The sequence below is a fragment of the Bradyrhizobium sp. 197 genome, assembly GCF_023073375.1.
GTDB lineage: Bacteria > Pseudomonadota > Alphaproteobacteria > Rhizobiales > Xanthobacteraceae > Bradyrhizobium.
Map to the genome: position 1 here is coordinate 431,984 of NZ_JADPJJ010000092.1, position 12,794 is coordinate 444,777.

Below are 12,794 nucleotides of genomic sequence, written 5' to 3' on the forward strand. Positions count from 1 at the left end.
CAGCTCGTCTCGATCTCAGTAGCAGTATCGGGGATCGACCGGGACGTAGGAGCCGTCCCGGCGCTGCATGTAGCAACCGCGCTGATAGGCGTAGTAGCCGGAGCGGCGGCGTTCGCCCTCGGAGGCGATCGCAGCACCCGTGCCGGCGCCGACGACAGCGCCGATGGCGGCTCCACGGCCCCCGCCGAGCGCGCCACCCACGATCGCTCCACCGACGCCGCCGAGGATGGCACCGCCAATTGCGTCCTGCGCCGCCGCCTCGTGGACCGGCATCGCCATCGCGACCGTCAGACATGCCGCGATCGCGAAACTTCCAATATGAAGACCTCGAAGCATGCTCGCCCTCCCCCTGTGGTCAGGCGAGTCATAGCGCCGGAAGCGGATTCGGGCCAGACAAATTGCCGACGCCGCGCCTCATCACGTCATGCGGTGGCGCCGGAGGCGTAGCGCGACGGCGGCTTTAATGATGCCGCTTGCGATGCACGGGCTTGCCGATTCATCTCAAGCATCGACCCAGCGCTGCACGGCCTCGGCGGTGTCGGCGGGCGTGGTGTTGAAACAGATCGCGGCGTCAGGCGCCAGGCGGTGGACGAGGTTGAGCACCTTCTCGAACAGCAGCAGACGCTCCTTCGGCTCGCGCAGGCCCGCGCCGATCACGATGCAGTCGAAGCTCTCGTCGCGCAACGCTGCCGTGACGGCGGCTTCCGCCGCGGCATCGAGATCGATCAGGCAGCTCGTGACCTCGTAACCGAGATCGCGCAGGCGCAGCAGCTGCGCATCGATGTAGTCGCGCACGAGTTCCGGTGTGAGCAGCGGGAATGCGCTGTAGTCCGCATTGCCGGGTTCGATGCCGATCGCGAGGACGCGCTTGGTCATGCAGGAATCCTTGCGGGACTGCCTCGCGTCGCTAACGGAGGAGGGTCCCTGCCGGTTCCCTCGGGGGCGACCGCCTCGATCCCGGTCCCGCCGCTCATTTTCCCGGCGAGGCTGTAACCCAGTTCACACGCGCCGCGCCGGCGGCCTGCCAGATTTGGGAGATCACGCTGCCGTCACGCCCTGATCACGGCACCTGGTTCACTTGGACTGACACGGAGTTGCGATAATTCATTCATTGCAGGAGCGGAAAATGGTCTCATTCGAGAGTTTGAAAAGCGAATACGAGCGGAATTGGGCCAATCTCGAGATCCGGCCTCCACGCCTCTCCGACGCGAACGGGGTCGCACGCAAGGCCATTAACGGCAAGGCGACCTATCAGCAGGTCGAGCGGTTGACCGGCGTCCCTTGGTATTTCGCTGCCCTCTGTCATTACCGCGAGTCCAATTTCGATTTCGACACCTATCTCGGCAACGGCGAAACGCTTCATCGCGCCACGACCGTCGTTCCGAAAGGGCGCGGTCCGTTTGCCACGTTCGTGGACGGCGCCGTGGATGCATTCAGAATCGAAAATTTCGTCGGCGCTCACGACTGGGGTATCGCGCGGATTCTGTTCCGGCTCGAGGCGTTCAACGGCTTCGGCTATCACGCCAAGGGCTGCAATTCGCCCTATCTTTATGGTGGTTCGACATTGTATGGCCCGCCCGAGGCAAGGGCCGGCAAGTTCGTCCGCGACCATGTGTTCGATTCGAACCACGTCGATTCCCAGCTCGGCACCGCCGTGATCCTGCATGCGATGATGTCGCTCGATTCCTCGATCACGCTCGACGGCAACCCGCAATTCGCAAGCCGCGTGGAACCGGAGGACGACTCGGCATCGACGATCGTTCTCATGCAGCAGGCGCTCAACAAGCTCGGCGCCAATCCGCCGCTCGACGAGGACGGCATCAGTGGACCGAAGACGAAGACCGCGGTCTCGCAGTTTCAGCAGCGGAACGGCCTGAGGGATACCGGACTTCTCGACGGCGCCACGGTCGCCGCTCTCACGCGCACGGCGCAGTCGGGCCCCACCGGACCGACCGGCGATGTGTCCCAGATCATGAAGCGGCTTGAGGACCTCGCACAATTGCTGCGGCCACCGGCCGGCGGTGTGACGCCGGGAACGACGACATCGGGCAACACGCTGCCCGCCACCAACGATCCGATCAGCCTGTTCGAACGGCTCCTTTCCCTCGTCAACAAGACAGCTCCCATGCCAGGACCAGTCACCCCGACCAGCCCCGCCCCCGTCAATCAGTTGAAGCAGGTGGTCGACCTGCTCAGTACCTTGCTCAACAAGGACGGCAAGCCTGTCCTCGGCCAGGTCAACGGCGCGCTCGGCGACACCATCGGCAAGATGCTCGACGGCAAGAAGACTGCGCTCGGCATCGGCGGCTCGCTGATCACGGCGCTGCTCTCTTCGGTGACGGCGAGCCCCAACGCGGGCGGTATTGCCGGACTGCTCGGGACGATCGTGTCCGCCGTGCCTGGCCTCGGCCAGTTCGCGATGCCGATCTCCCTGGCACTCACGGCCTGGGGCGTGCTCGGCAAGCTGGAGAAGTGGGCCCAAGGCACCGCGCCGCCGCCGAAGGCGACGACGTAACCTGCGGTGATCCTTCGAGACGGCTACCTATGGCGGGCCCTCAAGATGAGGTCGCATTTCGCGGCGCCTACTGACGCAGCATGATCAGGGGATCGGCGGTATCGGGAACGCGCCGCCATTGCGCGTTGTCGTCGGCCTCGAACTGCCAGGCGTCGCCGGCCTTCGACATCAAAATGATCTGACCGCGCTCGAGCCGCCATTGCGTGGGGTTGAACTGCGCGATGGCCGCGTCGCATTTCGGCTTGAGGAAGACCTGGAAATTGTCGGGCCCGGCTTCCGTGTTGGTCAGCGTCAGCGCGCAGACCGGCTGGCCGTTGCTCCGCACCATCGACCAGTCGCCGATCATCTGGTCCATCGACTTCGCCATCGAGCGGGCGGCGGCGAGGTCTTGCAGGATGTAAACGCCCTCGCCTTGCCGCAGGCCCTCGAAGATACCGGCCTCGACCTCGGTGAAGTCGATCACGGCTTCACCGCTCGCATCCTGCATACGGACGATGTCGAGGCCCCTGACGCTCCAGGCGACGATGCCCTTGGTGAAGGGCAGCGCGGCCTTGCAGGCCGGCTCCAGCTCGAGCTTGAAACCCTGCCCGGCTGCGTCGCCCTTCATCGTGACCACGCAGGTCTTGCTGCGCTCGGTGGTCGAGAGCTCCCACTGCCCGACCATTTCCTTCTTCAGGGTCGTCGTATCCTGCGCCTGCGCGAAGGTCGAGGCGGCGACAAGCGCCGCCACGACCCACGTATTGAGGCGGAGCGCGTTCATCAGCGCCCCTTGAACGGCGTTTCCGCAACCGGCGTCAACGGCGCCTTGCCGGCGAACCAGGATTTGAGGTTGTCGACCACGAGCTGGTCCATCGCGTTGCGCGTCACCACAGAGGCCGAGCCGATATGCGGCAACAGCACGACGTTCTGCATGGTCTTGAGCTCGTCCGGCACGGTGGGCTCGGCCGCGAACACGTCGAGACCGGCCGCCAGAATGGTGCCGGACTTGAGCGCCTGGACCAGCGCCGGTTCGTCGATCACGGAGCCGCGCGCGACGTTGACCAGCACACCGCGCGGTCCGAGCGCCTTCAATACCTCGGCGTTGATCATCTTGTTGGTGCTGGCGCCGCCGGGGACGATCACCATCAGCGTGTCCACCGCCTTCGCCATCTCGATCAGGTCAGGGTAGTGTTTGTAGGAGACCTCCTTGGACGGATTGCGGGTGTGATAGACCACCGGCACCAGCGAGGCATCGAGCCGGCGCGCGATCGCCTGTCCGATCCGGCCCATGCCGACGATGCCGACCTTGCGGTCGCGCAGCGAGCCGACGCTGAGCGGATAGTTCTGGGTCTGCCAGAGGCCGGAGCGCACATAACGGTCGGCCTTGATGAACTCACGCACGGTGGAGATCAGAAGGCCCATGGCGACGTCGGCGACCTCCTCGGTCAGCACGTCGGGCGTGTTGGTGACGATGATGTTGTGCTCGGCGGCGTATTTGGAGTCGATGTGGTCGTAGCCGACGCCGAAGCTCGCCACCATCTCGATCTTGGGCAATTGCGACAGCGAATCCTTGTCGGCGCGCACGGTGTGATAGGTCACCGCCACGCCGCGGATCTTTTCGCGGATCGCCGGCGTCAGCCGCTCGAGATCGCCCCGCGTCTCCGCCTTGTGCACGACGAAATGATCGGAAAACCCGTTCTCGAGGATCGGCCGGACCGGCCCATAAATCAGAAGGTCGATCTTTTCGGACGAAATCGAACCGGTGGTCATCAGTTGTCCTTTCCAAGCGCGCTCTCATGCCAGCGCCGTAAAACGAGGTGCGAAACTAGCGCCAGCACCCCATAGATGACAATCCCGGCCAGCGACAGCAACAGCAGCGCTGCGAACATGCGGGGTATGTTCAACCGGTAGCCGGATTCGGCGATCCTGTAGGCGAGCCCGGAGCCGGCGCCGGCCGTTCCCGCCGCGATCTCGGCCACGACCGCGCCGATCAGCGACAGGCCGCCGGCAATGCGCAGGCCGCCGAGAATATAGGGCAGCGCCGCCGGCAGCTTGAGAAAGCGCAGGGTCTGCTGTGGCGAGGCGCCATAGAGCTGGAACAGGCCTGCGAGGTTGCGATCGACCGAATTGAGCCCGAGCGTGGTGTTCGACAGCACCGGGAAAAAGGCGACGATGAAGGCGCAGACCACGACCGCGGTCTGCTGCTCCAGATAGATCAACAGCAGTGGCGCAATCGCGATGACAGGTGTGACCTGAAGCACCACGGCATAGGGAAATAACGAGGCTTCCACCCATTTCGACTGGTTGAACAGCAGCGCCATCGCGATGCCGCCGATGCTGGCCGCCACAAAACCTTCAAGCGTGGTCAGCAACGTCGCGGCCAGCGATTGTGACAGCACCGCCCAGTCCTTGATCAGCGTCAAAAAAATGACCGAGGGCGCCGGCAGCACGTAAGGCGGGATGTCCTTGATGCGGACCACGAGTTCCCAGGCGAGGAGTCCCGCCGCGAATACGATGACGGGCAGCACGAAACGCAACGCGCGTTTTGCGCCGGACGGATTTGCCGCGACGGTCGCTTGCGCATTCATAGCGTCGACTGCCCTGAATAGGATGGCGCCAGCGCGGCCGACACGGTCCGGCAATAATCGGAATAGGCAGCCGAGGTGCGAAACCCCTCGCCGCGCGGCTCGACCGTCTCGATGCGGATGTCGGCCTGGATGCGGCCCGGCCGCGCCGACATGACCACCACGCGCTGCGACAGATAGACGGATTCGAACACTGAATGGGTCACGAAGATGACGGTCTTGCCAAGCCTGCGCCACAGCGCAAGCAAATCGTTGTTGAGGCGGAATCGCGTGATTTCGTCGAGCGCCGCGAACGGTTCATCCATCAGGAGGATATCAGGGTCGGTAACGAGCGCACGCGCCAGCGACACCCGCATCTTCATGCCGCCGGAGAGTTCGCGCGGAAAGGCCTCGGCGAAATCAACAAGCCCGACGCTTGCCAGCGCCTCGTCGGCGCGCGCGCGCGCGTCCGCCTTCGGCACGCCTGCGAGCCTCAGCGGCAGCCGCACGTTCTCGCGCACGCTGGTCCAGGGCATCAGGGTCGGCTCCTGAAACACGAAGCCGATGCCGTGACCTGGCTGAAAATGACCTGGCTGAACATGGCCCGGCTGCGCCTTGCCCTCCTGACGCGCCAACCGCACGACCCCGGACGACGGCGCGCTGAGCTCCGCGATCAGCCGCAGCGCGGTGGATTTGCCGCAACCGGACGGTCCCAGCAGCGAGATGAACTCGCCCTTGCGCACCGCAAGGTCGAGCGGGCCGAGCGCCATCACGCCGTTGTCATAGGCCTTCGTCACGCCGCGCAGGCTGACGGCGAGGGCCGTCAGGCCGGTCTCGACCCCCGCCGTAGTTTTGACTGATGACATCGACCTTGCGCTACGGCTTGCTGGGGCGCAGCTCGACGCCGACGCCCTTGTTGACGAAGCGCAGCGTATAGGATTTGCGGAAGTCGAGGTCCGGCTTCACGACACCCGCCTTCACCATCTTGTTGAAGAAGGAGGTGTAGCGATCGTCGCTCATCGCGCCGATGCCGTTCTTCAGCGACTCGCCGGAATCGACGATGCCGTATTCCTTCATCTTGGCGACGGAATAGGCGAGCAGTTCGTCGGTCATCTCCGGATTGAGCTTCTTGATCATGGCGTTGCCCGCGGAATTGTCGCGGTAGATGTAATTGTACCAGCCGACCATGGAGGCGTCGACGAAGCGCTGCACCAGGTCGGGCTTCTTCTCGACCACGTCGCGGCGGGTCTCGATCAGGGTCGAATAGGTGTTGAAGCCGTAATCGGCGAGCAGCAGCACGTTGGGCTTGAAGCCGGCCGCCTTCTCGACCGCGAAGGGCTCGGAGGTGACGTAACCCTGCATCGCGCTCTTGGGATTGGCGATGAAGGGCTGCGGATTGAAATTATAGGGGCGAACGTTCTTCTCGCTGAAACCGTATTCGGACTTCAGCCACTGGAAATAGCTGGTCATGCCCTCCTTGGAGACGAACAGCGTCAGCGGCTTGAGGTCCTCGATCTTGGCGACCTTGGCGTCGGGCTGCGTCAGCATCACCTGCGGATCCTTCTGGAACACCGCGGCGATGGTGACGACCGGGACGTTGTTGGCGACCGCGTCGAACGACATCAGCGTGTTCGCGGCCATGAAGAAATCGATCTTGCCGGCGATCAGCAGCATCCGGTTGTTCTCGTTGGGCCCGCCGGGGACGATGGTGACGTCGAGGCCGTATTTCTCGTAGGTGCCGTCGGCGACGGCCTGGAAAAAGCCGCCATGCTCGGCCTCGGCAACCCAATTGGTGCCGAAGGTGACCTTGTCGAGCGTTTCGGCACGCACGGGCAGGGCCGCGAGAGATGCGGCCACCAAGGCCCCCGTTAACGCTCGCCAGAGATGGATGAGACGCATGATTGGACTCCGTCGATCGTTCCGGCCCATGATAACAAGGCAATCGGGGACGCAAGCCGGCCGAGTCCGCGTCCCCTCCATAACCCCAAACTACGTGACAAATTTGGGCAAAGAAACCTCCAAAGAAACCTTGATGACGCCCTCCCGCGACTGGACCGATATCCGCTGGTCCGAAGCTGGCCTCACGGACGTGTCGCGCTGGATCGCAGTGCTGCCGCTGGCGGCGACCGAGCAACACGGCCCGCACCTGCCGCTCACAACCGACGTGCTGATTGCGGACGCCTATCTCGCCCGCGTGCGCGAGCTGTTGCCCGCGAACGTTCCGGCGATTTTCCTGCCTGTTGAGCCGGTCGGGATTTCCACCGAGCATATCGACTATCCGGGCACGCAGACGCTGCCGACCGAAATCGCGCTGAAGAGATGGACAGGAATCGGCGAGGACGTCGCGCGGCGCGGATTGAAGAAGCTCGTCATCATCACCAGCCACGGCGGCAACAGCGCCGCGATGATGCTGATTGCTCAGGATCTTCGCGCGCATCACAAGCTGCTGGTGGTGACGACGTCGTGGTCGCGGCTGTCAGGCGCGGACAAGCTGTTCCCGGCCGACGAAGTGCGCCACGGCATTCATGGCGGCGCGGTGGAGACCTCGATCATGCTCGCGCGCTATCCCGATCAGGTGCGCGCCGATGCAATCGCGGATTTCCCCGCGAGCAGCATCGCGTTGGAGAAGCAATATCGCTGGCTGTCGACGCAGCGGCCCGCGCCCTTCGCCTGGCAGGCGCAGGATCTCCACCCGAGCGGCGCCATCGGTAATGCGACGCTGGCCGTGGCCGCGAAGGGCGAGCAGCTGATCGACCAGGGTGGCCGCGCCTTTTGCGAACTGCTTGCCGAGGTCGATAACTTCGACGTGAACAGGCTCGCCAAAGGCCCCCTCGGCTAGCTCGTATCTCATTGTAATCATTCAGGAAGGATTCGGACTGCGCGACTGGATTCGCGGCCTTCGAACCGGATTCGAGCAGCCTCCGTCCAACTGGGCACGCGGGCCACAACGGACCGCCTCAACCCGGATGGAGTTTCAAATGTCGATCAAGACCAAGATTTTCGCAGTTGCCCTCGCCGCGCTCACCCTGACCGGCAGCGTCGTGGCCACCACCTCGCAGGCGCAAGCCAAGCCGCTCGGCTGGGGCGTCGGTGTCGGCCTGGGCATCGCTACCGCCGCCGTCGTCGGCACCGCGATCGCCGCCAGCAACGATCCCTATTACTACGGCTATCACCGCTGCGGCTGGGTCGCCCAGTACAACGCCTTCGGCCAGTACATTGGCCGCGTTCGTAGCTGCTACTGATTTGAGTACCTGAGGCCGATCTCACGTGGATCCTGCGTCCGACACGGGCGCCTCATCCACCCCGTGTCGTGCCCCGACCCCGCCCGGATGTCCCCCGGGCGGGGTCATCCGTTTTCGGGCCTCGGGCATTTGTTGCAGTCCCGTCACACCGAGGTGCGAACTATCCTCCGCGGCAATCCGCATCAGTTGCTATTGCGAATTAATTGCAATAAGGTTCGCAACGAGCTCAGGGGCTTGGGAAGAAACTGCGCCGGATCGAGATCATCTCGCCCGATCGCGGGAGCACCCAAGACCTGATGACAGGGTCGCCGCGAATCGGCAGGGATATCGCGGCGGGTGGGACACATTCGCGTTTGGGGGCGTGCGTTTTGACGTTGAGGGGTCACCGACAGCTGTACTTGCGGACGGCCGCGGCGATTGCCTCGGGCGTATTGGCTTTTCCCGCCACCGGCAACGCGGCCGACCTGCCGCTGAAGGTGCCGGCGCTGAAGGCGGTCTACGACTGGACGGGCCTGTATATCGGTGCACACGCCGGCTATAGCCTGGGCTCGTCGCGCTTTGCGCTGAACGACGGCACAGGGATCAACGACAGCGGCGTCTTCAGCGGCATGATCGGCGGCGTGCAGGCCGGCTACAATTACCGGCTCAACTCCGGCTGGCTGGTGGGCGCCGAAGGCGATTTTTCGTTTCCCAATTACATCACGTCCAACTCGATCGTCTCCTTCCTGGCGACACCCGCCAACACCGTCACGCAGCATTGGGACTACACCGCGAGCCTGCGCGGCCGCCTCGGCTACACCAGTGGTCCGTGGCTGGTCTATGCCACCGGCGGCTTTGCATGGATGGGCGAGCGCTATTTCGACACGCCGGCCGCAGGTGACATCCCGAAAATCCTGAACACGCGGCCCGGCTGGATCGCCGGTGCCGGCATCGAATACGGCTTCGCGCCGCATTGGAGCGCGCGGGTCGAATATCTCTACAGCCGCTTCGACAGCGCCAATGTCGCCTTCTCCACGGGCGCCCAGTACACCTCCTCGTCGCTCGATTTCCAGTCGATCCGGCTCGGCCTCAATCGCAAGGTCGATTGGCCGGGCATGCCGAGCTACAACCCCAAGAGTTCGGCGATCAGTTCGCTGATCGACACTGAATCGGATCGCTGGGAGATTCACGGCCAGAGCACTTATCTGCCGCAAGGCTATCCGTCGTTCCCTGCTCTCTACACCGGGCCGAACTCGCTCTCGCCGTCGGCGCAGGCCAAGGCGACGTGGAGCAACAGCCTGTTCCTGAACGCGCGGCTGTGGGACGGTGGCGAGGTCTATTACAATCCCGAGCTGCTGCAGGGATTTGGATTGAACGACACCGTTGGCGCCGCGGGCTTCCCGAATGGCGAAGCGCAAAAGTCGAACTTTCCCTATCCGCATTACAACACCTCGCGCCTGTTCGTGCGGCAGACGTTTGGCTTTGGCGGCGAGCAGGAAGAGCTCGCGAGCGGCCAGCTGCAGCTTGGGCAGAAGGTCGACGTTTCCAGGCTCACGGTGCAGGCCGGCAAGTTCGCTGTGATCGACGTGTTCGACGGCAATGCCTACGCCAAGGACACCCGCAAGGACTTCATGAACTGGTCGCTGTGGGCGCCGGGCGCCTTCGACTATTCCGCCGACAAGGTCGGCCTCACCTACGGCGTCACCGCCGAGTTCAACCAGAAGCAATGGGCGCTGCGCGGCGGTTATTTCCTGATGGTGGCGGAGTCCAATTCAAATCATTTCGATACCAAGGTCGGGGAGCGCGGCCAGTACGTGGTCGAGATCGAGACGCGCTTCTCGCTGTTCGGCCAACCCGGCAAGCTCAGGACCATGGGCTGGCTCGACAGCGCCAATATGGGCAGCTTCCGCGAAACGCTGGACAACCCCGCGCTCAATCTCGACATCGCCCAGACCCGGCGCGGCCGCATCAAGGTCGGCTACGTCGTCAATCTCGAACAGGCGATCACGGACGATGTCGGGCTGTTCGGCCGCTGGAGCTGGAATGACGGCAAAAGCGAAACGCTCGCCTTCACCGATATCAACCGCAGCCTGTCCGGCGGTCTTTCGATCAAGGGCACGAAATGGGGCCGGCCCGATGACGTGATCGGCGTCGGCGGCGCCGTCAATGCCATCTCGCAGGATTATCGCGACTTCCTGGCCGCCGGCGGCCTCGGTGTTCTCATCGGCGACGGCGCGCTCAACTACCGCAAGGAACGAATCCTCGAAACCTACTACGCCTACGCGCTGAACAAGAATCTCACCTTCACCGCCGACTACCAGCTGATCGTCAATCCCGCCTACAACGCCGATCGCGGGCCGGTGTCGGTGTTCTCGGGCCGGCTGCACGGCGAGTTCTGAGCGCTGCCCGCGACGCGTTTCCTATGCAGCGCAGATTGCGTCGAGAAATTTTCCGACCTCGACCTTGAGGCGGCTGCTCTCGCCGGACAGCGACCTCGCTGACGCAAGCACGTTGGAGGAGGCCGATCCGGTCTGGCTCGCGCCGCGCTGCACGTCGACGATGCTGGCGGAGACCTGCTGGGTGCCGCGTGCCGCCTCGATGGTCGCGTTGAGTGCCAGTAGATTGGTCTGGCCCGCGATCTGGCTGATGAGCTCGACCACGTCGCCGATCCGGCCGGCAGCCTTGGCGAGCTCGCCGACATGGTCGTTGGTCGTAGTTGCGCGGGGTGCCAGCGTCGCTAGCGTTCAGTGACGCGAGAGGTTCCCTCGGCCCGGATGCGACAGAATCGTCGGCATTTCTTCCCCGAATACCTATATCAATGCTTGCGCCGCCGTCTGGCCACACTCCATTACCTCGGAACGTCAATGCTCTCCGTCGAACTCGCCATCGTCGTCGTCCTGATCGTCATCAACGGTTTGCTCTCCATGTCCGAGCTGGCGGTGGTCTCCTCGCGCCCGGCACGGCTGTCCATACTTGCCGCCAAGGGCGTACGCGGCGCCGAGCGGGCGCTGACGCTCGCGGCCGATCCCGGCAAATTCCTCTCGACGGTGCAGATCGGCATCACGCTGGTCGGCGTGCTCTCCGGCGCGTTCTCGGGCGCGACGCTCGGGCAGCGGCTGACGCAATGGCTGCTCGAACTCGGCTTGTCCGCAGGGATTGCCGACATCGTCGGCGTCGGCATCGTGGTCACGCTCATCACCTACGCCACCCTGATCGTCGGCGAGCTGGTGCCGAAGCAGGTGGCGCTGCGCGACCCCGAGAGCATCGCGGTCAAGGTCGCCCCCGCGATGCACGTTCTGGCGCGGGTCTCGCTGCCGCTGGTTTTCCTGCTCGATCTCTCCGGCAAGCTGATCCTCTCGCTACTCGGCCGCGGCGGCAAGGCCGAGGAGAAGGTCTCGGAGGACGAGATCCATCATCTGGTCAGCGAGGCCGAAAGCGCGGGCGTGCTGGAATCGGGCGAAAAGGAAATGATCGCAGGCGTGATGCGGCTTGGCGACCGGCCGGTCGGCGCAATCATGACGCCGCGCACAGAGGTCAACGAGATCGACCTGCGCGATGCACCGGAGAACATTCAAGCGACCATCGCGAAGAGTCCGCATTCGCGCTTCCCCGTGTCCGACGGTGACCGCGACAAGCCGATTGGCGTGCTCCAGGCCAAGGACCTGCTGGTCGCCTACATGAACGAGCGCACGCCGGATTTGCGCGCGCTGGTTCGCGAGGCGCCGGGCATTCCCGCGTCGGCGGATGCCCGCGACGTGCTCGCGATCCTGAAGGCTGCGCCGGTGCATGTTGGCCTCGTCTACGACGAATACGGCGCCTTCGAAGGCATCGTGACGACGGCTGACATTCTGGAATCGATCGTCGGCGCCTTCCATTCCGAGGAAGGCCCGCCGGAACCGGCCTACGTCAAGCGCGCGGACGATTCACTGCTGATCTCAGGCTGGATGCCGGTCGACGAGTTCGGCGAGCTGCTCGGCATCGAACTGCCGCCGCACCGCTACAACACGGTCGCCGGCTTCGTGCTGCAGCAGTTCAACCTGCTGCCTGATGTCGGCGACGCCTTCGATCTCGGCGGCTGGCACATCGAGGTGATCGATCTCGACGGGCGGAGGATCGACAAAATCCTGGCGAGCCGGATCGGCGAAGTCGAGACAGGATAAGATGCTGCCTGTCTCGCGAAACTCGATTACAAGAGAAGCGCTCGCGGAGAGAACCCCTCAGCCGAACCTCACGCCGATCCGCTTTTCCTTGCGCCAGACCACGGTGCAGGCGAGATGCGTACCGTCGACCTGGACCAACAGGGTGAAATGGTCGGGGATGCCGACGGGGCTGGAGACGTCGAGCGCGGCGCCGGTACCGGACAGGTTGCGGACGGTGCAGTCGATCGCGCCGCCGCCGAACTCGATCGTCCCGGCCTTCAGCACGCGATGCCTTGCCTTGCCTTGCCTTGCCTTGCCTTGCCTTGCCTTGTCGCGTCGTTCGTCCATGGAGCCAGTTTACACCCGAAGCTGACAC

13 protein-coding genes and 1 pseudogene are annotated in these 12,794 nt (G+C 64.2%); 5 read left to right on the forward strand and 9 right to left on the reverse strand.

Features of this window, described 5'->3' with window-relative positions:
* Positions 1 to 15: 15 nt before the first annotated feature.
* Positions 16 to 336 (reverse strand): YMGG-like glycine zipper-containing protein, encoded by a 321-nt coding sequence (locus IVB27_RS22555; RefSeq protein ID WP_247445396.1) that lies wholly within the window; start codon positions 334 to 336, stop codon positions 16 to 18.
* A gap of 165 nt (positions 337 to 501) precedes the next feature.
* Positions 502 to 876 carry a hypothetical protein gene (locus IVB27_RS22560; protein ID WP_247445397.1) on the reverse strand — a complete coding sequence of 125 codons (375 nt, stop codon included), beginning with the start codon at positions 874 to 876 and terminating at the stop codon, positions 502 to 504.
* Positions 877 to 1,126: 250 nt separating this feature from the next.
* Between IVB27_RS22560 and IVB27_RS22565 the strand changes: the two genes are divergently transcribed.
* Positions 1,127 to 2,515 carry a peptidoglycan-binding protein gene (locus IVB27_RS22565; RefSeq protein ID WP_247445398.1) on the forward strand — a complete coding sequence of 463 codons (1,389 nt, stop codon included), beginning with the start codon at positions 1,127 to 1,129 and terminating at the stop codon, positions 2,513 to 2,515.
* Between the two features lie 67 nt (positions 2,516 to 2,582).
* Here IVB27_RS22565 and IVB27_RS22570 read toward each other — a convergent pair whose 3' ends face one another.
* Genes IVB27_RS22570 through IVB27_RS22590 form a run of 5 tightly spaced genes read right to left on the reverse strand, consistent with a single transcriptional unit; the run spans position 2,583 to position 6,957 of the window.
* Positions 2,583 to 3,275 carry an AprI/Inh family metalloprotease inhibitor gene (locus IVB27_RS22570; RefSeq protein ID WP_247445399.1) on the reverse strand — a complete coding sequence of 231 codons (693 nt, stop codon included), beginning with the start codon at positions 3,273 to 3,275 and terminating at the stop codon, positions 2,583 to 2,585.
* The gene (locus IVB27_RS22575; protein WP_247445400.1) at positions 3,275 to 4,264 is read right to left on the reverse strand and encodes a 2-hydroxyacid dehydrogenase; all 990 of its coding nucleotides are present in this window, start codon (positions 4,262 to 4,264) and stop codon (positions 3,275 to 3,277) included. Before IVB27_RS22575 ends, IVB27_RS22570 begins: the two co-directional genes overlap by 1 nt.
* Positions 4,264 to 5,082 (reverse strand): ABC transporter permease, encoded by an 819-nt coding sequence (locus tag IVB27_RS22580; RefSeq protein WP_247445401.1) that lies wholly within the window; start codon positions 5,080 to 5,082, stop codon positions 4,264 to 4,266. The genes IVB27_RS22575 and IVB27_RS22580 overlap by 1 nt, the downstream gene beginning before the upstream one ends.
* A complete protein-coding gene (locus tag IVB27_RS22585) occupies positions 5,079 to 5,924 on the reverse strand; it encodes an ABC transporter ATP-binding protein (protein ID WP_247445402.1) in 846 nt (281 codons plus the stop codon). Before IVB27_RS22585 ends, IVB27_RS22580 begins: the two co-directional genes overlap by 4 nt.
* Positions 5,925 to 5,934: 10 nt before the next feature.
* Positions 5,935 to 6,957, reverse strand: a complete 1,023-nt coding sequence (locus IVB27_RS22590; RefSeq protein ID WP_247348640.1) for an ABC transporter substrate-binding protein — start codon at positions 6,955 to 6,957, stop codon at positions 5,935 to 5,937.
* Between the two features lie 133 nt (positions 6,958 to 7,090).
* Between IVB27_RS22590 and IVB27_RS22595 the strand changes: the two genes are divergently transcribed.
* The 3 genes from IVB27_RS22595 to IVB27_RS22605 all read left to right on the forward strand — a co-directional run bounded on the left by IVB27_RS22595 (position 7,091) and on the right by IVB27_RS22605 (position 10,678).
* On the forward strand, positions 7,091 to 7,897 hold the full coding sequence (locus IVB27_RS22595) for a creatininase family protein (protein ID WP_247445403.1): 807 nt from the start codon (positions 7,091 to 7,093) through the stop codon (positions 7,895 to 7,897).
* A 139-nt stretch (positions 7,898 to 8,036) separates the two neighbouring features.
* Positions 8,037 to 8,300: a hypothetical protein gene (locus IVB27_RS22600; RefSeq protein ID WP_247445404.1), complete on the forward strand. Its 264-nt coding sequence runs from the start codon at positions 8,037 to 8,039 to the stop codon at positions 8,298 to 8,300.
* A gap of 398 nt (positions 8,301 to 8,698) precedes the next feature.
* The gene (locus tag IVB27_RS22605) at positions 8,699 to 10,678 is read left to right on the forward strand and encodes a carbohydrate porin (protein WP_247445405.1); all 1,980 of its coding nucleotides are present in this window, start codon (positions 8,699 to 8,701) and stop codon (positions 10,676 to 10,678) included.
* A gap of 21 nt (positions 10,679 to 10,699) precedes the next feature.
* Here IVB27_RS22605 and IVB27_RS22610 read toward each other — a convergent pair.
* A pseudogene (locus IVB27_RS22610) lies at positions 10,700 to 11,002 on the reverse strand (methyl-accepting chemotaxis protein); the annotation flags it as partial.
* A gap of 141 nt (positions 11,003 to 11,143) precedes the next feature.
* Here IVB27_RS22610 and IVB27_RS22615 point away from each other — a divergent pair.
* On the forward strand, positions 11,144 to 12,439 hold the full coding sequence (locus IVB27_RS22615) for a hemolysin family protein (RefSeq protein WP_247348633.1): 1,296 nt from the start codon (positions 11,144 to 11,146) through the stop codon (positions 12,437 to 12,439).
* 57 nt (positions 12,440 to 12,496) lie between these two features.
* On the opposite strand, the gene IVB27_RS22620 is transcribed toward IVB27_RS22615, so the two are convergent.
* Positions 12,497 to 12,766 (reverse strand): PilZ domain-containing protein, encoded by a 270-nt coding sequence (locus IVB27_RS22620; RefSeq protein WP_247445406.1) that lies wholly within the window; start codon positions 12,764 to 12,766, stop codon positions 12,497 to 12,499.
* Positions 12,767 to 12,794: the final 28 nt, after the last annotated feature.